Annotated in this window: 21 protein-coding genes; 18 read left to right on the top strand and 3 right to left on the bottom strand. The window is 67.7% G+C overall.

Going from position 1 to position 21,819, the window contains the following annotated elements:
- The first annotated feature begins 1 nt into the window (after nt 1).
- The 5 genes from ACWF4Z_RS29290 to ACWF4Z_RS29270 are packed head-to-tail and all read left to right on the top strand — an operon-like array spanning nt 2 to nt 4,300.
- The gene (locus ACWF4Z_RS29290; protein WP_452246379.1) at nt 2–277 is read left to right on the top strand and encodes a PAAR domain-containing protein; all 276 of its coding nucleotides are present in this window, start codon (nt 2–4) and stop codon (nt 275–277) included.
- A gap of 1 nt (nt 278) precedes the next feature.
- Nucleotides 279–683 (top strand): GPW/gp25 family protein, encoded by a 405-nt coding sequence (locus ACWF4Z_RS29285; RefSeq protein WP_452246378.1) that lies wholly within the window; start codon nt 279–281, stop codon nt 681–683.
- Nucleotides 680–2,626: a putative baseplate assembly protein gene (locus ACWF4Z_RS29280; protein ID WP_452246377.1), complete on the top strand. Its 1,947-nt coding sequence runs from the start codon at nt 680–682 to the stop codon at nt 2,624–2,626. Before ACWF4Z_RS29285 ends, ACWF4Z_RS29280 begins: the two co-directional genes overlap by 4 nt.
- 2 nt (nt 2,627–2,628) lie before the next feature.
- A complete protein-coding gene (locus ACWF4Z_RS29275; RefSeq protein WP_452246376.1) occupies nt 2,629–3,174 on the top strand; it encodes a phage tail protein in 546 nt (181 codons plus the stop codon).
- Nucleotides 3,158–4,300 (top strand): NADase-type glycan-binding domain-containing protein, encoded by a 1,143-nt coding sequence (locus tag ACWF4Z_RS29270; RefSeq protein ID WP_452246375.1) that lies wholly within the window; start codon nt 3,158–3,160, stop codon nt 4,298–4,300. Before ACWF4Z_RS29275 ends, ACWF4Z_RS29270 begins: the two co-directional genes overlap by 17 nt.
- An 824-nt stretch (nt 4,301–5,124) precedes the next feature.
- Here the strand turns inward: ACWF4Z_RS29270 and ACWF4Z_RS29265 are convergent.
- Nucleotides 5,125–6,468, bottom strand: coding sequence for a COG1470 family protein (locus ACWF4Z_RS29265; protein ID WP_452246374.1), 1,344 nt, complete (start codon nt 6,466–6,468; stop codon nt 5,125–5,127).
- Between the two features lie 196 nt (nt 6,469–6,664).
- On the opposite strand from ACWF4Z_RS29265, the gene ACWF4Z_RS29260 reads away from it, so the two are divergent.
- Complete coding sequence (locus tag ACWF4Z_RS29260; RefSeq protein WP_452246373.1) at nt 6,665–6,817, top strand: hypothetical protein; 153 nt, start codon at nt 6,665–6,667, stop codon at nt 6,815–6,817.
- Between the two features lie 6 nt (nt 6,818–6,823).
- Nucleotides 6,824–8,020 carry a methyltransferase, FxLD system gene (gene fxlM / locus ACWF4Z_RS29255; RefSeq protein ID WP_452246372.1) on the top strand — a complete coding sequence of 399 codons (1,197 nt, stop codon included), beginning with the start codon at nt 6,824–6,826 and terminating at the stop codon, nt 8,018–8,020.
- Here fxlM and ACWF4Z_RS29250 read toward each other — a convergent pair.
- Nucleotides 8,004–8,846 (bottom strand): hypothetical protein, encoded by an 843-nt coding sequence (locus ACWF4Z_RS29250; protein ID WP_452246371.1) that lies wholly within the window; start codon nt 8,844–8,846, stop codon nt 8,004–8,006. The genes fxlM and ACWF4Z_RS29250 overlap by 17 nt on opposite strands.
- A gap of 178 nt (nt 8,847–9,024) precedes the next feature.
- Between ACWF4Z_RS29250 and efp the strand changes: the two genes are divergently transcribed.
- The gene (gene efp / locus ACWF4Z_RS29245; RefSeq protein ID WP_452246370.1) at nt 9,025–9,588 is read left to right on the top strand and encodes an elongation factor P; all 564 of its coding nucleotides are present in this window, start codon (nt 9,025–9,027) and stop codon (nt 9,586–9,588) included.
- 24 nt (nt 9,589–9,612) lie between these two features.
- On the top strand, nt 9,613–10,023 hold the full coding sequence (nusB, locus tag ACWF4Z_RS29240; protein WP_452246369.1) for a transcription antitermination factor NusB: 411 nt from the start codon (nt 9,613–9,615) through the stop codon (nt 10,021–10,023).
- A 223-nt stretch (nt 10,024–10,246) separates the two neighbouring features.
- Here the strand turns inward: nusB and bldD are convergent, their stop codons facing one another.
- On the bottom strand, nt 10,247–10,759 hold the full coding sequence (bldD, locus tag ACWF4Z_RS29235) for a transcriptional regulator BldD (RefSeq protein ID WP_026163359.1): 513 nt from the start codon (nt 10,757–10,759) through the stop codon (nt 10,247–10,249).
- 206 nt (nt 10,760–10,965) lie between these two features.
- Between bldD and pyrR the strand changes: the two genes are divergently transcribed.
- From pyrR to ACWF4Z_RS29190, 9 genes are all read left to right on the top strand, one after another.
- Nucleotides 10,966–11,568 (top strand): bifunctional pyr operon transcriptional regulator/uracil phosphoribosyltransferase PyrR, encoded by a 603-nt coding sequence (gene pyrR / locus ACWF4Z_RS29230; protein WP_452246368.1) that lies wholly within the window; start codon nt 10,966–10,968, stop codon nt 11,566–11,568.
- Nucleotides 11,568–12,509, top strand: a complete 942-nt coding sequence (locus ACWF4Z_RS29225; RefSeq protein ID WP_452246367.1) for an aspartate carbamoyltransferase catalytic subunit — start codon at nt 11,568–11,570, stop codon at nt 12,507–12,509. The genes pyrR and ACWF4Z_RS29225 overlap by 1 nt, the downstream gene beginning before the upstream one ends.
- Nucleotides 12,506–13,798, top strand: coding sequence for a dihydroorotase (locus ACWF4Z_RS29220; RefSeq protein ID WP_452246366.1), 1,293 nt, complete (start codon nt 12,506–12,508; stop codon nt 13,796–13,798). The genes ACWF4Z_RS29225 and ACWF4Z_RS29220 overlap by 4 nt, the downstream gene beginning before the upstream one ends.
- Nucleotides 13,795–14,286 (top strand): PH-like domain-containing protein, encoded by a 492-nt coding sequence (locus tag ACWF4Z_RS29215; RefSeq protein ID WP_452246365.1) that lies wholly within the window; start codon nt 13,795–13,797, stop codon nt 14,284–14,286. Before ACWF4Z_RS29220 ends, ACWF4Z_RS29215 begins: the two co-directional genes overlap by 4 nt.
- Nucleotides 14,283–15,401: a glutamine-hydrolyzing carbamoyl-phosphate synthase small subunit gene (gene carA, locus ACWF4Z_RS29210; RefSeq protein ID WP_452246364.1), complete on the top strand. Its 1,119-nt coding sequence runs from the start codon at nt 14,283–14,285 to the stop codon at nt 15,399–15,401. Before ACWF4Z_RS29215 ends, carA begins: the two co-directional genes overlap by 4 nt.
- Nucleotides 15,401–18,703 carry a carbamoyl-phosphate synthase large subunit gene (carB, locus tag ACWF4Z_RS29205; RefSeq protein WP_452246363.1) on the top strand — a complete coding sequence of 1,101 codons (3,303 nt, stop codon included), beginning with the start codon at nt 15,401–15,403 and terminating at the stop codon, nt 18,701–18,703. The genes carA and carB overlap by 1 nt, the downstream gene beginning before the upstream one ends.
- Nucleotides 18,696–19,727, top strand: a complete 1,032-nt coding sequence (locus ACWF4Z_RS29200) for a quinone-dependent dihydroorotate dehydrogenase (RefSeq protein ID WP_452246362.1) — start codon at nt 18,696–18,698, stop codon at nt 19,725–19,727. The genes carB and ACWF4Z_RS29200 overlap by 8 nt, the downstream gene beginning before the upstream one ends.
- Entirely contained in the window at nt 19,724–20,599 is an 876-nt protein-coding gene (pyrF, locus tag ACWF4Z_RS29195) for an orotidine-5'-phosphate decarboxylase (RefSeq protein ID WP_452246361.1), read from the top strand. The genes ACWF4Z_RS29200 and pyrF overlap by 4 nt, the downstream gene beginning before the upstream one ends.
- A 111-nt stretch (nt 20,600–20,710) precedes the next feature.
- Nucleotides 20,711–21,670 (top strand): DUF4037 domain-containing protein, encoded by a 960-nt coding sequence (locus ACWF4Z_RS29190; RefSeq protein WP_452246360.1) that lies wholly within the window; start codon nt 20,711–20,713, stop codon nt 21,668–21,670.
- The last annotated feature ends 149 nt before the right edge of the window (nt 21,671–21,819 follow it).

The following is a 21,819-nucleotide window of genomic DNA, read 5'->3' as shown; positions in this document are numbered from 1 at the left end:
CATGCCTGGACCTGCTGCACGGGTGGGTGATCCCACCGGACATGGCGGCGTGCTCGGACCGCCCGGCGTACTGACCGTCCTGATCGGCGGGATGCCGGCCGCAACGGTCGGTACCCCGCACGTCTGTGCGATCCCGTTGCACCCGCCGTCGGCCGTCGTACCACCAGGGTCGATGACCGTGCTGATCGGCGGCCTCCCGGCGGCGCGGATCGGGGACTTGACGGCCTGTGGTGCGCCGATCGTGATGGGCGCGATGACTGTGATGATCGGAGGATGAGGTGAGCTCGGACTTTGTCGGAGCCGGGTGGGCGTTTCCGCTGCGTACGGACGCAACCGGCCGGATCGCCCTGGTCCGGACGGACCGGGAGATCGAGGAGAGCATCCGGCTGATCCTGGGCACGTCGCCGGGGGAGCGGCCGATGCGGCCGGAGTTCGGCTGCGGGATCCAGGACCACATCTTCGCGCCCGCGAACGCGACCACGGCCGGGAAGATCGTCGCCGACGTCCGGATCGCGCTGGACCGGTGGGAGCCGCGGATCGACCTGCTCGACGTCCAGGTCCACTTCGACCAGGTCGACGAGGGCGCGCTCTACATCGACCTCCACTACACGATCCGTGGCAGCAACAGCCCCCGCAACCTCGTGTTCCCGTTCTATCTGATCCCCGACGAAGGTGTCGCATGACCCTGACCGCGCCGAATCTGGACGACCGGCGGTTCCAGCAGTTGGTGGACGACGCCAAGCGGATGATCCAGCAGCGCTGCCCCGAGTGGACCGACCACAACGTCTCCGACCCCGGCGTCACGCTGGTCGAGGCGTTCGCGACGATGGTCGATCAACTGATGTACCGGCTCAATCGCGTGCCGGAGCGGAACTACCTGCGCTTCCTCGACCTGATCGGGATCCAGTTGTTCGCCCCGGCGGCGGCGCGGACCGACGTGACGTTCTGGCTCTCCACGGCACAGCCCGAGACGATCACCGTCCGATCCGGGACCGAGGTCGCGACGTTGCGGACCGAGCACGACGAGGCGATCGGCTTCAGCGTCGTCGACGACCTGGCCATCGTCGCCTGCTCCCTCCAGAACGTTGCCACCGGCAACATCACCGGCAGTGCCGTGGATCGCACCGTCGAATTGCAGGACGGTGTCGGCTTCGACTGCTTCGCCGAGCCACCGACGCCCGGTGGTGCCCTCTATGTCGGTCTCACCGAGGCAGTCCCGTCCTGCGCCGTTCTGCTCCGGATCGACTGCGAGGTCGAGGGTATCGGCGTCGACCCGCTCGATCCGCCGCTGCGCTGGGAGGCCTGGAACGGCGAGGAATGGCTTGCCTGCGAGGTCGACCGCGACGGCACCGGCGGTCTGAACCGGCCGGGCGACATCGTGCTGCACGTCCCGCGCGGCCATGTTCCCTCGGTGCTCGCGCAACAGCGCGCCGGCTGGATCCGGTGCGTACTGGTGGAGCCGGACGCCGACCAGCCCTTCTACAGCGAGTCGCCGAAGCTGCGTTCCGTCGAGGCCTCGACGATCGGTGGTACGACGGTCGCCGAGCACGCCGAGGCTGTCCAGCTGGAAGAGCTCGGCCGCAGCGACGGCAGCGCGGGTCAACGTTTCGCCCTGCAGCGCAGCCCGATCGCGCTCTCCGTGGATCCCGAGGTCCTGCGGGTCGGTACGGACGAGGGCTGGCAGACCTGGACGCTGGTCGACAGCTTCGCCGCGTCGACGGCCGACGATCGGCACTTCGCGCTGGATCGGCAGAACGGCCAGCTCCTGCTGGGGCCGGCGGTTCGGCAGCCCGACGGCACCATGACGTCGTACGGCGTGGTGCCGCCGAAGGGCGCCGTACTCCGCATCGATCGCTACCGCATCGGGGGAGGAGTGGCCGGGAACGTTGCCGCGCACTCGCTCCGGGTCTTGAAGACCTCTCTGCCGTTTGTTGGTGAGGTCGATAATCGCAAGCCTGCGATCGGCGGGGTCGACGGTGAGCACGTGGCGGATGCGATGCAACGTGGACCGCTGTCGTTGCGGACGTCGTCCCGGGCCGTGACGGCCGAGGATTACGAGTTGCTCGCTCGCGAGGCGGCCCCGGAGCTGGGTCGCGTGCACTGTGTGCCCGGAGATGAGACCGAGCCGAACGTCGTCCGACTGCTCGTCGTACCGCGGTTGTCCGGCAATCCGGAGGCGCAGACCGATTTCGGTGCGCTACGGCCGTCGGACGAGGTGTTGCAGCGGTTGGCCGAGCATCTCGAGCCACGCCGGATGCTGGGTGCGCGGTTGCTGATCGAGCCGCCGTTCTACCGTGCGGTGACCGTGGTTGCGCGCCTGAAGGCTGCTGCCGACGCGTCGTCGGAGCGGGTCCGGCCGGCCGCGCTGTCGGCGGTGTATCGGTTGCTGCACCCGCAGTTCGGTGGACCGCGGGAAGAAGGCTGGCCGCTGGGTCGCGCCGTACAGACGGGTGACATTCACGCTGCTCTGCAACGGGTTCGCGGGGTTGAACAGGTCGAGGACGTGCGGTTGTTCCTGGCCGACCCGGTGCTCGGGACGCGGAGCGAGGCGCCGGTCGAGCGGATCGACCTGGCCCGGACGGAGCTGGTGTTCTCGTACGAGCACCAGATCATGGTGCGGAGGTAGCGATGCGCGGCTTGGTCGACGGTCTGCACAATCCCCATCCCTTGATGGAGATCCTGCCCGGTCTGTATGCCGAGGACGACCTCGCGGTCCGGCTCACCGGGGTGTTCGACGAGGCGTTGGCGCCGGTGGTGGCCGCGCTCGACAACTTCCCGGCGTACCTGGACCCTGCGCTCGCGCCGCTCGACTTCGTCGAGGTGCTCGGGTCCTGGGTCGCGGCCTTCACGGATCCGCGGATCCCGGCGGACCGGCAACGGTTGCTGGTCGCGGCCGCGGTCGAGCTGCATCAGACCCGTGGTGCCGCATCCGCCTTGCGCGAGACGCTCCGGCTGGCGTGCGGCGTCGACGCCGAGGTGACCGAATCCGGCGGTACGGCGTGGTCCGCGCGAGCCCAGGCGACACCGCCGGGTGACGACGTACCCCGGCTCGTCATCCGCGTGCCGGGCAACGCCGACGAGGCGGTCGTACACCGCATCGTCGAAGCACTACGGCCGGCCAACCTGCCGGCCCGGGTCGAAGTCGTGGAGGTCTCCGATGATCCTGTGCAATGACTGCGGCGAACAAAACGAGGACAACACCGTCTTCTGCACCCGCTGCGGCGTCTTCCTCGAATGGGAAGGCGAAAAGGTCACCCCCGCGGGCGCGGCCGTCCCAGCCACGGCGGAATCCACACCCACCCAAGCAGGTGTGAGCACTCCGGTCGCACCCGTCTCGGCGCCGGTTCGTGCTGAGGTCCTTGGATCTACCACCGCTCCGGCCGCTCCGGCCACCCCGGAACCGGCGGAGGCACCGCAACAGCCGGTTGGGCGACGGACGCCATTGCCAGCTCCGGAGGCACGGCAGCCTGAGGCTCATCAGGGGGCTCGGCAGCCGCAGACGGTCAAGCGGAAGATGCCGCGGCGGTCGAAGTCGCCGGTGATCGTACCGACCGGGTCGCGGATCTGCGGCAGTTGCGGGATGCCGAACGAAGGCACCCGGCGGTTCTGCGCCAAGTGCGGATTCAGCCTGGTCGACGCGAAGGTGATCCGGAAGACAGCCTGGTGGCGCCGATTCCTCGGCAGGGAACGGATCTACGCCGCCGGCACCCGGATCCGCCCCGGCAACGCCCGCCGCAAGTTCCGCGGTGCGACGCGGGTTGGCGTCGTACTCGCGCTCCTCGCGGGAGGCGGCATCCTGGCCTTCCCGCAGCGCCCGCTGGTGATGCGCGGGGTACACGCCGTGCAGAACGCGATCGCACCACCGCAGCAGGTGCACCTGATCAACACCAAGGCGACTGGCGTAGCCGGCAAGCAGGTAGCCGCGCTCGCCTTCGACGGCGCGAACAACACCTACTGGGGCGCACCCCGCGTCGGCCACGGCGCAAAGCCGGTCCCATACCTCACCGGCCAGTTCGAACGCCCGGTGAAGCTCGTCGAGGTCGGCATCTGGCCCGGTGTCTCCAACCAAACACCGAAGTTCGTCGCCAACCCCCGCCCCGCCGAGATCGAGATCACCGTCACCACAGGCTCAACCCCGGTAGTCAAGCGCTTCCCGGTAGAAGACACCGCCACCTTCCAAAAATTCAAGCTCCCGGTAAACGACGCCCGCTCCATCCAAATAGCAATCATCCGCACCACCAAACCCACCCGCAGCACCCTAACCGCCATAGCCGAACTAGAATTCTTCGCCCACCGCTGAACCCGCAACACCCCAAAACAAGAGCCACAAAAAGAAGAATAAGAGCAAGAACGCTCAAAAGCAGGAAAGAGAAATAGAGAGGGTGCTGGGTGCCTGGCTGGGCTGGGCGGGCCGGTGGTGGTCGGCGGATCAGAGTATGTGCAGGCATCGAGTCGTGGATCGCGGTCGTCCAGACACGCCCCACCGCGCCATAATCCACGACTCGAACCACTCAGCGGGCACGCGAGGCATCCGCACCCGGGGCTGCAGGACCGCTCACTCAGCGACTGGTCCTCGACAGCCGCGATCCCTCACGCACCGCGGTCGTCGCATTCCTGACGCGCCAACCACAGGCTGCACGCACCTAGCCCGCCACGCGCCCAGCAACTCTACCTTTTTCCCTGTCCTTCCTTTCTCTTGCTTTCTTCTGTGAGGGTTCTGAATAACCCTCACAGGGTGCCTGCTGGGGTCGGTGTCATGGTGGCGGCCAGTGGTGGTTGAACCGACGGTGGTGCCGAGGTCGCGCACCGGACTGTGTTCAGTTGGCTGATTGACGCCCTTGGTTCGTCCGGCGAGCACCAAAGCAGCTGCACCCCGACCTCCAGGCCATCACAATCGTCGTCCAGCAGGCGACTCACGCCTGATCTCCAGCGGAACCGCGGATTGTGATGGCCTGCAGAACGCTCACTCAGTGACTGGTCCTCGGTAGCCACTATCTTTCTGTTCCTGTTCTTTTCTGTTTTGAAGGCTCTGATCTCCTGCGTTTTTGGGTTTGGCAGGGACGAGAAACCCCCCGACCGCAACGCCGGTCGGGGGGTTCTCCCCTGGAGGGGAATTTGGGGGGATCAGTTGGTGGTGGGTTTGGCTGGTTTTACCGGGACGGGGGCCGGGACCAGGTTGCCGCCTACGAAGATGGCGTTTTCGCAGGTGGTTGCGCCGGGTGCCGGGGCCTGGCAGGTGAGGTTGACCACGACCTTCTGGCCGCCGGTCAGTTCGGCGAGCGGGGAGATGTAGCGGTAGTCCTGGATGTTGCGGAAGTACTGCGGCGCCACACCACCGAGCGAGGTCTTGTCCTGGCGCAGGTCCAGGTAGCCGGTGCTGCCCTGGGACTCGAAGTTCACGTCGGTGATCCGCAGGATCTGGCCCTGCGGCACGGTGAACGATGCCTGGTCTGATCCGCCGGGCTTGGCGCTCAGCGGCCAGCGCCGGGAGAACGGCGTACCGACTGCTGCCGCGGCTTGCGCCTGCAGTTGTTTCTCGCGTTCGGTCTGCGCCTGCTGCTGGTTGTTCTGCGCCTTGCCGGTGTTGTTCGCCTGGGTCTGCGCAGTGGTCGCCTGCTGCTGCGCGTCGCCGGCCGTCTTCTTCGCTTCGTCGGCCTTCTGCGCAACGGCCGCCAGCGGCTTCTCGACCGCCTGCTGGGCGGCCGACCGGACTTCGTGCTTCAGCACTCCGAACCACAACCCGGTCAGCACGGCCGCAGCCGCGAGTACGCCGAGAATCGCTTTGCCGGTCCACGACGGCAGGATCGGGTCCTGCACCATCATCCCGTCGACAGTGGTGATCGTGGCGCCCTTCTGGCCGCCGTGCGCCACCTGCGTGACGATGATCGAGAACTGGCGGGTCTTCGGCGTACCGCGCCAGATCCGGTCCAGCGGACGGGTCTTCACCTTGGCGAACGACGCCGCGCCCGGTGCGACCTCGACAGTGCTGGGGGAGAAGCGGAACTCGACAACGGCGTCCGGGTCCTTGCCCACCAGCTCGACAGTCACCGGCTGGTTGCCGCGGTTGTCGATGGCCAGCGTGTGCCGCCCGACCCGGCTGCCGTGCGACGTCCGCGGCGTGAGCTCCGCGGTGAGGTCGCTGAACGGCTGCACGTGGACAAGCGCTTCAGGTACGGCGGTGTCGGCCGGGTGCTCCTTCGGCTCGACCAGGACCCCGAACGGCACGTCCCCGGCCTGTACGACGGCCTCTTGGGGCAGATTGATCGTGACAGTGGCGGTGCCCTCGGCATCCGGGTACAGCGACAGCGTGGCCGGCTCGATCACCGCATACGCGGCCAGGTCCCCCACTGGGCTCAGGGAGTAGGCCTCCACCACTGAGCCGCGGTTCGCCACCGTGACCTGACACTGGGCCGGGGTACCGGGCACCACGACGAGTTCCGCAACATCCAACCGCGCTGAAGTAGACACGGTTCAAGGATCGAGGGCGCCGCACCCGAGCGCACCGAGCCGCAGTACAGCCGTTAGGGCAACCCACTTGCCCTAGTAGGCGACCGTAAACCGCTGTTTCCCGTGTTGTGCCCGCTCAGCCTCGTCCACCGAGGCGATGGCAACAACTCAGCGCCAAGATACTTCGCGCGCGGAGGCCGGGCACTAGGCTGGGCGGATGGGCCGCCTGAATCAGCTGATCGACGCCGTGCTGCCGACGCATGTCGACACCGGGAACGAGCTGCTCGGGGGCTTGTCGTCGGCCGAGCGCGGTCAGCTGGCAGGTCTGCTGCGGACGTTGCTCGAATCACTGGGTGACAAGCAGGTGTGACACCTCATGGCTGCCCTCGGCATTGACTCGATGCAGGCAAAGTTGTTGCGTGCGACCCTCACGCGGCGCTTGATTGCCGAAGGCACCATTCACGATCAGCAGGTGGCGGCTGCCTTCCGGACCGTGCCACGCCATCTGTTCACCCCACGCGTGCCACTGCGGATCGCGTACGCCGATGACGTCGTACTGATGAAGCGCAACGATGCCGGGGTGGCGATCAGCTCGGTGTCGCAGCCGAGCATCGTCGCGCTGATGCTCGAACAGGCCGCGATCCGGCCCGGCGACCGGGTGCTCGAGATCGGATCCGGCGGCTACAACGCGGCCTTGCTGCGGGAGCTGACCGGGCCGGACGGATCCGTGACCACGATCGACATCGACGCCGAGGTCACCGATCGCGCGCGGACGCTGCTCGACCAGGCCGGGTACGGCGATGTCCGCGTCATTCAGGTGGACGGCGAGTACGGCGTACCCGAGCAGGCGCCGTACGACCGGATCCTGGTGACCGTGACCGCGTGGGACATCGCGCCGGCCTGGGTGGACCAGCTTCGGGCCGGCGGGCGGATCGTCGTACCGCTGCGGACGCGTGGGCAGACCCGGTCGATCGCGTTCGACCGGGTGGACGGTCGGCTGGAGAGCCGATCGATGACGCTCTGCGGATTCGTCTCGATGCAGGGCGCCGGCGCGTACTACGAACGGTTCGTCCCGCTCGGGGATGACATCAGCCTCAGCTTCGACGAGGACCAGGAGGCCGACGCGCACCCGGTCGAGGGCGTGCTGGATCAGCCGCGCGAGCAGCTCTGGTCAGGCGTCGTGGTGTCGTCCGAGGAGCCGCTCCTCGATCTGAATCTCTGGCTCGCGACCACTCTTCCCGGCTACTGCGTCGTGGCCGGCGAACGAGCTGGCGTCCGGCCGTCGCCGTCCATGGGCGCAGCCGCGACGGCGACGCGCGACAGCCTGGCCTACCTGACCTCTCGTCCGGTACGGCGTAGTCCGCCGTCGTTTCGCGAGTTGGGTTTGAGCGGTCATGGTCCGGACGCAGGAGACCTGATGGCTCGGATGGTCGACCAGGTGCGGATCTGGGACGCGCAGTACCGACGCGGTCCCGGGCCGGCATTCCAGGCGCACGCGATCGGCACCGAGCTGCCGCCCGGCTTCTGGATTGCCCGGCGGCACAGCTACATCGGTGTCAGTTGGCCGGTGTGACTCCGGGCCGGGGTGGGTTCTGGACCGTCTGCCAGAGCTCGTCGATGTCGGAGCGGTCCTCGGGCTCCGGGGTGTCGACCCAACCACTGGCCCAGACGTCATCGTCTCGATCCAGGTCGAAGGTCGACGTGGCGAACGCGGCGGAACCGACGTACCGGCTCTCTCCGGCGCCGTCATAGTCATCGGCGTCGGCTCCGGAGCCGACCTTAGCCTTGGGAGGGGCGACCAGGCTGCGGGCGTACTTCTGTGACTCGATGATGCCGAGGTCGCGCTCGTCGCAGAGCAGGCGGATCGCGGCCACCTCGTTGCCGGTACGCATCAGCTCGCGGACGCGGGCGTCGAGATCCGCGTTCGACGCGGGCAGGCTGTTCTGTGGCGGGCGGTGCGCGGGCGGTTGATTCGACGGCATCCACGTCGCCGGCGGCTGGTACTGCGGTTGGTATTGGGGTTGATATTGCGGCTGGTGCTGGGGCTGGGACTGATACGGCACCGGCGCCGACTGCTGGTGCTGTGACGGCTGACGGCCCGCTTGCAACAGAGCGTTGAGCGACGCAGCGACTTGCTGGCTGGTCGGCGGATTGCCCGGCTGGCTGGCCTGCACAGGGCCGGTGTAACCGGCAGATTGCACCGAATTCTGTGCGTACTTGGCGTATTTGGGCCCGAGGTCGAGCGGGGGCCCACCGTTCTGCTGGGCTTGGGCCTGGATCCGGTTGATCATCGCTTGGACGCGCGGATTCGGCTTGCCACTCGACCGGGCCGTCTGACGCGCCTTGCTGATCAGGCCGAGCACGATGAACACGATGATGAAGATCACGAACCCGGTCATCGGGTGCCTCCGTCGTCCCTGGGACCACCAGCGTAGTCGGCCCGAGGTCCCCTGTGACAACGCCGTGGCCACGCCGTGACAACGCCGAGCACGACATCGGATCACCGAATCGAGGGAAACCGCTGCTGACCGCTACAATCTGCTGTTACCGCTGATCGATTTCGAAGGGCTTACCCACGTGGCAACGACGAACGACCTCAAGAACGGCATGGTGCTCGACCTGGACGGGCAGCTGTGGTCCGTCGTGTGGTTCCAGCACCACAAGCCGGGCAAGGGCGGCGCCGTCGTCCGGACGAAGCTCAAGAACGTGCTGTCGGGCAAGGTCGTCGACAAGACCTTCAACGCCGACGTCAAGGTCGAGATCGCCACGGTCGACAAGCGCGACATGACGTACCTGTACAACGACGGCTCGGCGTACGTGTTCATGGACAAGTCGACGTACGAGCAGCTGATGATCCAGCCCGAGGTGGTCGGCGAGGCATCCCACTTCCTGCTGGAGAACCAGGACGCCATCGTCGCGGTGCACGACGACCTCCCGCTGTACGTCGAGCTCCCGGCCTCGGTCGAGCTCCTGGTCGACTACACCGAGCCGGGCCTGCAGGGCGACCGGTCCACCGGTGGCACGAAGCCGGCCAAGCTCGAGACCGGCTACACGATCCAGGTTCCGCTGTTCCTGACCACTGGTGAGAAGGTCAAGGTGGACACCCGGACCGGCGACTACCTCGGCCGCGTCACCTCCTGACCTGTAGAGAGTCGACAACAGAACATGTCTGCCCGTAGCAAGGCCCGCAAGCGCGCACTGGACGTGCTGTTCGAGTCGGAGGTCAGGGGACTGCCGGTCGGCGCCACCCTGGCCGACCGGGTGGCCGACAACGACCCGCCGGTGAACGAGTTCACCGTGGCGCTGGTCGAGGGAGTCGCGAAGCACATCGACGTGATCGACGAGCTGCTGGAGACGCACTCGGTGGGCTGGTCGCTGGACCGGATGCCCGCGGTCGACCGGAACGTGCTGCGGATCGGGACCTACGAGCTGCTGTTCGACGACCAGGTGCCGGACGTGGTCGCGGTGAGCGAAGCGGTCGCGATGGCGCGAGAGCTGTCGACCGACGAATCGCCGGCGTTCGTCAACGGACTGTTGGCCAGACTGCTGCAGTTGAAGCCGACGCTGGGCGTCTGAGCTTCTCAGGAGAGCGAGGGGGGCGAGCCCTCTCGGGTGCGTAGCTGCCCCGTTGTAGATCTACCCGTGGTGTAGCTGTTCGGTTGTGTGTCTGGCCCGGTGACCGTCTCGGTACGGTCCCGGGCCGGCTTTTCAGTTGTGGCTGTTCGGCCAGGTAGAAGGCGGGCGGCCGTGGGCAAGCTGCTACGAGCCCCGACCGTCTCTGCTGCCTCCAGTGACGGCGTCAGGCGCCGGCAGCCTCGGACTCCTCGACGTCACCCTTCGCCTCGGGGTTCAGGACTCCCCAGGAGATGAAGCGCTCGGTCAGAGTCGTCGGCGACTCGTCGTAGATCACCGCGAGCGTGCGCATGTCGTCCTGACGGATCGACAGCACCTTGCCGTTGTAGTCCCCGCGCTGAGCCTGGATCGTGGCCGCGTACCGCGTCAGCGGACCGGCCTCGCTCGCGTCGAGGTGTTGCAGGGCCTCCAGGTCGAGGATCAACCTGGGTGGTGCGGCTGCCGCAGCGGCCGCGCTGGCCGATCCTGGCAGCAGCTCACGGATGGGCACGCCGTAGAAATCGGCGAGCTCCGCGAGCTTCTGGACCGTGACGGCCCGATCGCCGCGCTCGTACGAGCCGACGACGACCGCCTTCCAGCGACCCTTTGACTTCTCTTCCACGCCATGCAGCGACAACCCTTGCTGCTGGCGGATGGCACGTAGCTTGCCACCCAGTGTCTTCGCGTATTCGCTCGGCACGCTGGTTCTTCCCTCCGACTAGTTTCGATCAAGTCCGGGCCGCCGGAACGGCTCGGTTGGTGAAACCCCCCTCGATTACACAGAGTAACAATATTCCGGGTCAGAGGCCAGCGTCAAGACGGCGTGTCACTTCCGATACCATGTCAAGCGGTCCGAACGTCCTTTAAAGACCCGTCCCGAGAGGCGGGAAAGGAGGAACGGTAGCGATGAGCCCTGCCCAGAGTGCAGCGCAAACTCCAGACGTGCCTGCCGCGCAACGCGGTAGCCGCACGGTCCTGGACGCTTCCGACATTTCCCGGGCATTGACCCGGATCGCGCACGAGATCCTCGAGCGCAACCGCGGTGCCGACCCGGTCGTCCTGCTCGGCATCCCCACCCGCGGAGTCCCACTGGCCCAGCGTGTCTCGACCCGGATTCAGGCGGTCGAGGGGCAGAGCGTACCGACCGGGTCACTCGACGTGACCATGTATCGCGACGACATCGGCCTCAAGCCACCGCGTGGTCTGGAGCACACCGACATTCCACCAGGCGGTATCGACGGCAAGGTCGTGGTCCTGGTCGACGACGTCCTGTTCTCCGGCCGCACCATCCGCGCGGCCCTCGACGCGCTCGGCGACATCGGCCGCCCGCGCGCCGTCCAGCTCGCGGTCCTCGTCGACCGCGGTCACCGCGAACTGCCCATTCGGGCGGACTATGTGGGCAAGAACCTCCCGACCTCCCTGGTCGAGCGCGTCACTGTCCACCTGACCGAGTACGACGGCACCGACGCGGTCCTGATCGCGGACACTGCGGAACGGGGGGCGAAGTGATGCGACACCTGCTGAGCGCGGGCGATCTGTCCAGGGACGAGGCCCACCTGATCCTCGACACCGCCGAGGAGATGCGCGCGTTGGCCGACCGGCCGATCAAGAAGCTGCCGGCGCTACGCGGCCGGACCGTGGTGAACCTCTTCTTCGAGGATTCCACCCGGACGCGGATCTCGTTCGAGGCGGCGGCGAAGCGGCTGTCCGCCGACGTCATCAACTTCTCGGCCAAGGGGTCGAGCGTGAGCAAGGGCGAGAGCCTGAAGGACACCGCGCTGACCCTGCAGGCGATGGGCGCGGACGGCGTGGTCTGCCGGCACGGGTCCTCCGGGGCGCCGCATCTGCTCGCGACGTCGGGCTGGATGACGGGCTCGGTGGTGAATGCCGGCGACGGTACACACGAGCACCCGACCCAAGCGTTACTCGACGCGTTCACGATGCGGCGGCACCTCGGCTCGCTGGAGGGCCGCCGGATCACGATCGTCGGCGACGTACTGCACTCCCGGGTCGCCCGGTCGAACGTGCTGCTGCTCTCGACCCTCGGTGCCGACGTGACCGTGGTCGCGCCGCCGACGCTGCTCCCGGTCGACATGACGAGCTGGCCGTGTGCCACGTCGTACGACCTCGACTCGGCGTTGCCGAAGAGCGACGCGGTGATGATGTTGCGGGTACAGCGGGAGCGGATGAACGAGGCGTTCTTCCCGAGTGCCCGGGAGTACACGCGTCGGTACGGCCTCGACGTTCACCGGATGGTGCAATTGCCGGAAGAGGCGATCGTGCTGCACCCCGGCCCGATGAACCGCGGCATGGAGATCAGCGCCGACGTCGCCGACTCCACCCGCTCGGTCATCGTCGAACAGGTCACCAACGGCGTGGCGATCCGCATGGCCGTCCTTTATCTGCTGCTGTCTGGTACCAACGAAACGACTGAGGAGCCCAGCGCATGACCGCGTACCTGATCACCGGGGCCAAGATTCTTGGCGGTGAGGCGGCGGATCTGCTCATCGACAACGGCGAGATCGTGGCCGTCGGCAACACCATCGACCAGCCCGAGGGCGTCGAGACCGTCGACGCCAAGGGCCTGATCGCGCTGCCCGGGCTGGTCGATCTGCACACGCACCTGCGCGAGCCGGGTCGTGAGGATGCGGAGACGGTCCTGACCGGCACCCGGGCCGCGGCGATCGGCGGGTTCACCGCCGTGTTCGCGATGGCCAACACCGACCCGGTCGCCGATACGGCCGGGGTCGTCGAGCAGGTCTGGCGCCTCGGACGCGAGAGCGGGTACGCCGACGTCCACCCGATCGGCGCGGTCACGGTCGGACGGCAGGGCACGCAGCTCGCCGAGCTGGGAGCCATGGCCGATTCGGCCGCTCGGGTGCGGGTGTTCTCCGACGACGGCGACTGCGTCTGGGACGCGGCTCTGATGCGCCGCGCCCTGGAGTACGTGAAGGCGTTCGGCGGTGTGATCGCCCAGCACGCGCAGGAGCCACGGCTGACCCAGGGCGCGCAGATGAACGAAGGCGCGCTCTCCGGCGTGCTCGGCCTGACCGGCTGGCCGAGTGTCGCGGAGGAGGCGATCATCGCCCGCGACATCCTGCTGAACGCGCACGTCGGTTCGAAGCTGCACATCTGCCACCTGTCCACCAAGGGCTCGGTCGAGATCGTCCGCGAGGCGAAGAAGCGCGGCCTCGAGGTGACGGCGGAGGTCACGCCGCATCACCTGTTGCTAACCGAGGACCTGGCCGCCTCCTACAACCCGGTCTACAAGGTGAACCCGCCGCTGCGGACGAGGGCGGACGTCGAGGCGGTTCGTGAAGGTCTGGCCGACGGCACGATCGACATCGTCGCCACGGACCACGCGCCGCATCCGGTCGAGGACAAGGACTGCGAGTGGAGCGCCGCCGCGTTCGGGATGACCGGTCTCGAGACCGCGCTCAGCGTGGTCCAGCACGCGATGGTCGACACCAAGCTGCTGACCTGGGCCGACCTCGCCGACCGGATGAGCTACCGGCCGGCCGCGATCGGCCAGATCACGGACCACGGCCGCCCGTTGGAGGCCGGTGCGCCGGCGAACGTCGTACTGGTCGATCCGACGGTCGAGCGGACCGTCGTGCCGAGTGAAACGGCGTCGCTGTCGCGGAACACGCCGTTCGCCGGGATGACGCTGCCGGGCAAGGTGGTCGCGACGTTCCTCCGCGGTACGCCGACCGTCCTCGACGGAAAGCTCTTCCGGTGAAGGGTTTCCTCGGCGTGGTCGGCACGCTGGTGATCCTGGCGCTCGCCTACCTCGGCATGTGGCGGGGCTGGCGGAACCGCAAGTCCCGGCAGGCCGATCTGGCGCCGCTGCCGGCGGTGCCCGAGGACAAGACGCGCGGCGTGGAAGGCGTGTACGTCGCCACCACGTCGGCCGGCGACTGGATGGACCGGATCGCCGTGCACGAACTGGGAGTCCGCAGTACCGCGGACCTGGCCGTCAGTGAGGCCGGCCTGATCTTCCATCGGCAGGGAGCGGCGGATGTGTTCATCCCGGCGGGCCATCTGACCGGCGTCCGGACCGACCGCGGGATCGCCGGCAAGGTGACCGCGGAGAAGTCCGGCCTGGTCGTGGTCACCTGGAACCACGACGGCCGCGAGCTGGACACGGGCTTCCGCCCGCGCCGCAAGGCCGACACCGCCCCCCTGACCGAATCCATCGCGACTCTGATCGGAGCCGAGCAAAGATGAGTCACCCAGCCCTGCTGGTCCTCGAAGACGGCCGGTCGTTCGCCGGCACGTCGTACGGGGCCACCGGAGAAACATTCGGCGAGGCGGTGTTCACCACCGGGATGACCGGATACCAGGAGACGCTGACCGACCCGTCCTACCACCGCCAGATCGTCACCCAGACCGCGCCGCACATCGGCAACACCGGGGTGAACGACGAGGACGACGAATCGACCAGGATCTGGGTCGCGGGGTACGTCGTCCGCGACCCTGCCCGCGTCCCGTCGAACTGGCGGTCCCGCCGCAGCCTCGACGACCAGCTCAAGGGCCAGGGGATCGTCGGGATCTCGGGGATCGACACCCGCGCGCTGACCCGGCACCTGCGCGAGCGCGGCGCCATGCGGGCCGGGATCTCCACCGAGGTCCTCGATCCGGCGGCCCTGCTCGAGAAGGTGTTGCAGCAGCCGCCGATGACCGGCGCCGACCTCGCGGACGAGGTCACGACGGCCTCGACGTACGTCGTTCCGGCCGAAGGGGAGAAGCGGTTCACCGTCGTCGCGCTCGATCTCGGGATCAAGTCGATGACACCGAAGCGGATGGCCGAGCGGGGCATCGAGGTGCACGTGATGCCGGCGACGGCCTCGCTCGACGAGGTGCTCGCGGTCGATCCGGACGGCATCTTCATGAGCAACGGGCCGGGCGACCCGGAGACCACCGAGCACCCGACCGAGCTGCTGAAGGCGCTGCTGGAGCGCGAGACGCCGTACTTCGGGATCTGCTTCGGCAACCAGGTGTTCGGGCGCGCGCTCGGGCTGGGGACGTTCAAGCTGAAGTACGGGCACCGCGGGATCAACCAGCCGGTGCTCGACCGGGCCACCGGCAAGGTCGAGATCACCGCGCAGAACCACGGGTTCGCCGTGGATGCACCACTTGAGGGGACGGTCGAGACGCCGTACGGGACGGCCGAGGTGTCGCACGTCTCGCTGAACGACAACGTGGTCGAAGGGCTCCGGCTCACCAAGGACGGCAGGGTGCTCGCCTTCTCGGTGCAGTACCACCCGGAGGCAGCCGCCGGGCCGCATGACTCGGCGTACCTGTTCGACCGATTCGTCGAACTGATGGAGGGGAGGGTCTGATGCCACGCCGTACAGATATCGAGTCGGTCCTGGTGATCGGCTCCGGGCCGATCGTCATCGGCCAGGCCTGCGAGTTCGACTACTCCGGCACCCAGGCCTGCCGGGTGCTGCGCGAGGAGGGGTTCCGGGTCGTCCTGGTCAACTCCAACCCGGCCACGATCATGACGGACCCGGAGTTCGCCGACGCGACGTACGTCGAGCCGATCACGCCGGAGTACGTCGAGAAGGTGATCGAGAAGGAGCGCCCGAACGCGCTGCTCGCGACGCTCGGCGGCCAGACCGCGCTGAACGCGGCGATCGCCCTGCACGACAACGGCGTCCTGGAGAAGTACGGCGTCGAGCTGATCGGCGCGTCCGTCGACGCGATCCAGCGCGGCGAGAACCGGGAGTCCTTCAAGCACATCGTCGAGAAGCTCGGCGCGGAGGTCGCGACCTCGCGGATCTGCCACACGATCGACGACGTTCTCGGTGCGGCCGGCGAGCTGGGGTATCCGCTGGTGGTCCGGCCGTCGTTCACGATGGGCGGCGTCGGCTCCGGGATGGCGTACGACGAAGCCGAGCTGCGCCGGATCGCCGGCGCCGGACTGCATGCCAGCCCGACCACCGAGGTACTGATCGAGGAGTCGATCCTCGGGTGGAAGGAGTACGAGCTGGAGGTGATGCGCGACAAGGCCGACAACGTCGTGATCGTCTGCTCGATCGAGAACGTCGACCCGATGGGCGTGCACACCGGCGACTCGGTCACGGTCGCGCCGGCGATGACGCTGACCGACCGCGAGTACCAGGTCATGCGCGACCTTGCCATCGGCATCATTCGCGAGGTCGGCGTCGACACCGGCGGCTGCAACATCCAGTTCGCGGTGAACCCCGAGGACGGCCGGCTGATCGTGATCGAGATGAACCCGCGGGTCTCCCGGTCGTCCGCGCTGGCGTCGAAGGCGACCGGCTTCCCGATCGCGAAGATCGCGGCGAAGGTTGCCATCGGCTACACCCTCGACGAGATCCCGAACGACATCACCAAGCAGACCCCGGCCAGCTTCGAGCCGACGCTGGACTACGTGGTGGTGAAGGTGCCGCGGTTCGCGTTCGAGAAGTTCCCGGCCGCGGACGCCACCCTCACCACGCACATGAAGAGCGTCGGCGAGGCGATGGCGATCGGGCGCAACTACACCGAGGCGCTGCAGAAGGCGCTGCGCTCGCTGGAGAAGCCCGAGGCCCGGTTCTCCTGGGCCGGCGATCCGTCGACCGACCTGGAGTCGTTGCTGGAGGCAATCAAGACGCCGCAGGACGGCCGACTGCGGATCATCATGGACGCGATCCGCGCGGGTGCCACGCCCGAGCAGATCTTCGCGAACACCCGGATCGATCCGTGGTTCGTGGACCAGATGTACTTGATCCACGAGACGGCGCTGCAGGTTGCGGCCGCGCCGCGGTTGACGCCCGACGTGATCAAGCTGGCGAAGCGGCACGGGTTCTCGGATCTGCAGCTGGCCGAGATCCGCGGGTTGACCGAGGACGTCGTCCGGGGAGTCCGGCAGGCGCTCGGGATTCGTCCGGTGTTCAAGACGGTCGACACCTGTGCGGCCGAGTTCAAGGCCGAGACGCCGTACCACTACTCGTCGTACGACGAGGAGAGCGAAGTCGCGCCGCGGACCGAGCCGGCCGTGCTGATCCTCGGCTCGGGGCCGAACCGGATCGGGCAGGGGATCGAGTTCGACTACTCCTGTGTGCACGCGTCGATGGCGCTGCGCGAGGCCGGCTACTGCACGGTGATGATCAACTGCAACCCGGAGACGGTCTCGACCGACTACGACACCTCCGACCGGCTGTACTTCGAGCCGCTCACCTGCGAGGACGTGCTCGAGATCGTGTACGCCGAGATGCAGGCCGGTCCCGTGGCCGGGGTGATCGTGCAGCTCGGTGGACAGACGCCGCTCGGGTTGGCGCAGCGGCTCGCGGATGCCGGCGTACCGATCGTCGGTACGTCGCCTGCCGCCATCCACCTGGCCGAGGAGCGGGGTGCGTTCGGCAAGGTGCTCGCGGATGCGGGATTGCCGGCGCCGAAGCACGGTACGGCGTTGTCGGCCGAACAGGCGCACGTGATCGCCGAGGAGATCGGGTTCCCGGTGCTCGTGCGTCCGTCGTACGTGCTCGGCGGCCGCGGGATGGAGATCGTGTACAGCTCGGCCGAGCTGTCGGCCGCCCTGGAGCGGTTGGGTGGCGGTGAGGCGTTCGAGCACCCGGTGCTGGTCGACCGGTTCCTCGACGACGCGGTCGAGATCGACGTGGACGGGTTGTTCGACGGCGAGGAGCTGTTCCTCGGTGGCGTGATGGAACACATCGAGGAGGCCGGGGTGCACTCGGGCGACTCGTCGTGTGCGCTGCCGCCGATCACGCTCGGGAACGCGGACATCGAGAACATCCGGCGGTCGACCGAGGCGATCGCTCGGGGCGTCGGCGTACGCGGTCTGCTGAACGTGCAGTACGCGCTGGCCGGGGACGTGCTCTACGTGCTGGAGGCGAATCCGCGGGCGTCCCGGACGGTTCCGTTCGTGTCGAAGGCGACCGCTACTCCGCTGGCGAAGGCTGCGGCCCGGGTGATGCTGGGTTCCTCGATCGCCTCGCTCCGTGCCGAGGGCATGCTGCCGGCGGTCGGCGATGGCGGCACCCTGCCGAACTCGACGCCGATCGCGGTGAAGGAAGCGGTGATGCCGTTCAACCGGTTCCGGACCGTCGACGGACGCTCGGTCGACACCGTGCTCGGGCCGGAGATGAAGTCGACCGGCGAGGTGATGGGCATCGACGACACCTTCGGTACGGCGTTCGCCAAGTCGCAGGCCGGGGCATCGCAGCCGCTGCCGGGATCCGGCAAGGTCTTCGTGTCGGTCGCGAACCGGGACAAGCGGCACATGATCTTCCCGGTGAAGCGGCTGGCGGATCTCGGCTTCCAGATCTACGCGACCGAGGGGACGGCGGATGTCCTGCGGCGCAACGGGGTCGAGGCGGTCACGGTCCGCAAGAGCAGCCAGGGTCCGGGTCCGAACGGTGAGCCGACGATCGTGCAGATGGTTCAGGACGGTGAGCTGAACCTGATCGTCAACACACCGATCGGGATCACGCAGGGCGGGTCGCCGCGACTGGACGGGTACGAGATCCGGAGTGCGGCGGTGGCGCGCAACATCCCGTGCATCACCACGGTCCAGGGGCTGGCGGCCGCCGTCCAGGGGATCGAGGCGCAGCGGGCCGGAGATATCGGGGTCCGGTCCCTGCAGGACTGGGTGTCCAGGATCCGCGGTGTATAGGCGGGTCGTCCGGCCGGTTCTGTATCGCCTGGGCAAAGGCGATGCAGAGATCGCACATGAGCAGACGCTGGCCGGGATGCGCCTCCTCGGGCGCATCCCCGGCGGTCGTGCGCTGGGGTCGAAGCTGTTCGGGTCGGCGTCACCGCGTTCGGTCTTCGGGTTGCGGTTTCCTGCACCGGTAGGGCTTGCGGCCGGGATGGACAAGAACGGGATCGCTTTGCGCGCCTGGCCGGCGATCGGGTTCGGGTTCGTCGAGGTCGGGACTGTGACCGCGCATCCGCAACCAGGCAACCCTCGCCCCCGGTTGTTCCGGCTGGTCGAGGCCGAGGCCGTGATCAACCGGATGGGGTTCAACAACCTCGGCTCGGCGGAGTTGGCCGCGCGGCTGGCGGCGTACGGAGATCTCGGTTATCCACTGGGGGTTTCGATCGGGAAGTCCAAGATCACCCCGCTCGAGGATGCGGTCGAGGACTATGTGACCTCGCTGCGACGGCTCTACCGGTACGGCGACTACTTCGCGGTCAACGTGTCATCGCCGAACACTCCGGGACTGCGGTCGCTGCAGGACGCCGGCCAGCTTCGCGAGCTGCTGACCGCCCTGCACACCGAGGCGGCCGGTCTGACCGTTGGCGGGCTGACGCCGAAACCGATCCTCGTGAAGATCGCGCCGGACCTCACGACGTCGGCGATCGACGAGTTGCTGCAGGTCTGCACCGACGTCGGCATCGCCGGCGTCATCGCCACCAACACCACCATCACCCGGCCGGGTGTCGAGTCTCATCCGCTGGCCGCCGAGACCGGCGGCCTGTCGGGGCGGCCGCTGGGAGAGCTCGCGGCGAAGACCGTCGCCCATATCCACAACGAGACCGGGGGAGCGCTGCCGGTCATCGGGGTCGGCGGGATCGTCGATCCCGCTGACGCCACCCGGCTGTTCGACGCGGGCGCCAGCCTCGTGCAGGTGTACACCGGGCTGATCTACCGCGGCCCGGGTCTGATCCGGACCATCAACAGGAGCTTGCCATGAGCAACGAAACCTTGGGGAGCGAGATGCGCAACATGCCGTTCGGGACACGACTGCGGGCGGCCATGGACGCCCGCGGACCACTCTGTGTCGGGATCGACCCGCACCAGCACCTGCTGGACTTGTGGGGAGTGCCGGACACCGCCGAGGGACTGGCGTCGTTCACGTACGGCGTCGTGGACGCTCTGGCCGATCGGGTCGCGGTGTTCAAGCCGCAGTCGGCGTTCTTCGAGCGCTTCGGGTCGGCGGGGATCGCCGTCCTCGAGGAGGCGACGATCCGGCTGCGCGAAGCCGGGGCGCTGGTGATCATCGATGCGAAGCGCGGTGACATCGGATCCACGATGGCCGGGTATGCGTCGGCGTACCTGGCGGAGAAGGGGCCGCTGGCGTGCGATGCGCTGACGGTCAGTCCTTATCTCGGATTCGGGTCGCTGCAACCGGCCGTTGATCAAGCCCGTGAGGCGGGTGCGGGATTGTTTGTACTCGCGTTGACGTCGAATCCGGAAGGTCCGCAGTTCCAGTCGGCACGGACCGTGGACGGCCCGACTGTGGCCGGTGCGGTGCTCGATGGTCTGCTCGAGCTGAACACGGCCGACCTGGGCGATGCCGACGGGCTGGGCTCGTTCGGTGCGGTGGTCGGCGCGACGATCTCGTCGACCTCGGAGAACTTGGAGATCCGCGGTCCGCTGCTGGCGCCGGGGCTCGGTGCGCAGGGCGGTACTGCGGAGGGGTTGACCGCGGTCTTCGGGTCGGCAGTGCGCAACGTCGTACCGTCGAGCTCGCGCGAGATCCTCGGCGCCGGGCCGGATCCGGCCGGACTGCGGAGTGCGGCCGATCGGGCCAATGATGGGTTCCGCGCGGTCCTGGGGTACTGACAGAGCGGGTAATTCGCGATAGAATTTGATTTACCAAATGGCGCGATGAATTTCGCGCCGTTTGGTGTTTTTTCTTGCTTTTCGCATTTCCGGGATGCGATCTTTGTCGGCATGTCCGGGATCGAGTTGTGTCGGCGGTTCTATGTCGAGGTGGTCCGGCCGTTGGTCGACGTTCCGCACAGCGCGGCGTTGATGGGGCGCGGGTCGGAGGTGTTGGGATTCGACGACGAGATGTCGACGGATCACAACTGTGAGGCGAGAGTGCTGCTGTTCGTGGCCGAGGGGGTCGAGGTGCAACTCGACGTACCGGATCGGTTCGAGGGGCGGGCATCGTTCGTCGAGGTGCATACGGTCCGGCAGTATTTCCTCGATCAGCTGGGATTCGATCCCGCGGCGGACATCGAGGCGCGGGACTGGTTTACGTTTCCGGAGCAGAATCTGCGGCAGATGACCGCGGGAGCGGTGTTCCACGATGAGCTGGGATTGCAGGCGATCCGGGATCGGTTGGCGTATTACCCGCCCGATGTCTGGCGTTATCTGATGATCTCCGGGTGGTGGCAGGTCCACCCGGAGATGAACCTGGTCGGCCGGGCCGGGTACGTCGGGGACGAGCTGGGGTCGGCGTTGATCGGTGCGCAGCTCGTGCAGGATCTGATCGGGCTGTGCTTCCTGATGGAGCGGCAGTATGCGCCGTACCGGAAGTGGTTCGGTTCGGCGTTCGGCCGGTTGTCGTGTGGTCCGTCGCTCGAGCCGCTGCTGCGTGAGGTGCTGCGGGCCGAGACGTGGCAGGAGCGCGAGGAGGCGCTGATGGCGTCGTACCGGGCGGTGATTGACGTCTACCACCGGCTGGAGATCGCCGCACCGGTGGAGGTTGGCGTCGAGCAGATGTGCGGGCGCCCGTTCAAGGTGGTCTGGGGTGACTTCATCGGAGCGCTGACCGCCGAGATCTCGGACCCTGAGGTGCGACGGATCTTCGAGCGCTGGCCTGTTGGTGGGATTGAGCGAGTGCGGGACGCGTTCTGGGCCGTTGGCGACCGGCGTCGGGTCTTGAGCTACTTCGACTCGCTGTAAAGGCTAGTCAGGAGGCCGAAGTCGCGGTACGACGACGCCGTAGATCACAGCGTGGTTCCAGTCGGGTCGTGCGATGTTGTTCACGGCGTGCCTGGCGGTTGGTTGACCCCGGCGTTCCGGAAAGGTGTCGGCGACGGGGAGCGACGGTC

It is taken from the genome of Kribbella sp. NPDC055071 (assembly GCF_053608045.1).
The sequence above is the reverse complement of the archived record's forward strand: the minus strand, read 5'-3'. Positions and strand labels throughout refer to the sequence as shown.

Coding starts and splice junctions, on each gene's coding strand:
- ACWF4Z_RS29290 (WP_452246379.1), top strand. CDS start 2: ATGCCTGGACCTGCTGCACGGGTGGGTGATCCCACCGGACATGGCGGC.
- ACWF4Z_RS29280 (WP_452246377.1), top strand. CDS start 680: ATGACCCTGACCGCGCCGAATCTGGACGACCGGCGGTTCCAGCAGTTG.
- ACWF4Z_RS29275 (WP_452246376.1), top strand. CDS start 2,629: ATGCGCGGCTTGGTCGACGGTCTGCACAATCCCCATCCCTTGATGGAG.
- ACWF4Z_RS29270 (WP_452246375.1), top strand. CDS start 3,158: ATGATCCTGTGCAATGACTGCGGCGAACAAAACGAGGACAACACCGTC.
- ACWF4Z_RS29260 (WP_452246373.1), top strand. CDS start 6,665: ATGGGCCGCCTGAATCAGCTGATCGACGCCGTGCTGCCGACGCATGTC.
- fxlM (WP_452246372.1), top strand. CDS start 6,824: ATGGCTGCCCTCGGCATTGACTCGATGCAGGCAAAGTTGTTGCGTGCG.
- ACWF4Z_RS29250 (WP_452246371.1), bottom strand. CDS start 8,846: ATGACCGGGTTCGTGATCTTCATCATCGTGTTCATCGTGCTCGGCCTG.
- nusB (WP_452246369.1), top strand. CDS start 9,613: ATGTCTGCCCGTAGCAAGGCCCGCAAGCGCGCACTGGACGTGCTGTTC.
- pyrR (WP_452246368.1), top strand. CDS start 10,966: ATGAGCCCTGCCCAGAGTGCAGCGCAAACTCCAGACGTGCCTGCCGCG.
- ACWF4Z_RS29225 (WP_452246367.1), top strand. CDS start 11,568: ATGCGACACCTGCTGAGCGCGGGCGATCTGTCCAGGGACGAGGCCCAC.
- ACWF4Z_RS29220 (WP_452246366.1), top strand. CDS start 12,506: ATGACCGCGTACCTGATCACCGGGGCCAAGATTCTTGGCGGTGAGGCG.
- carA (WP_452246364.1), top strand. CDS start 14,283: ATGAGTCACCCAGCCCTGCTGGTCCTCGAAGACGGCCGGTCGTTCGCC.
- carB (WP_452246363.1), top strand. CDS start 15,401: ATGCCACGCCGTACAGATATCGAGTCGGTCCTGGTGATCGGCTCCGGG.
- pyrF (WP_452246361.1), top strand. CDS start 19,724: ATGAGCAACGAAACCTTGGGGAGCGAGATGCGCAACATGCCGTTCGGG.
- ACWF4Z_RS29190 (WP_452246360.1), top strand. CDS start 20,711: ATGTCCGGGATCGAGTTGTGTCGGCGGTTCTATGTCGAGGTGGTCCGG.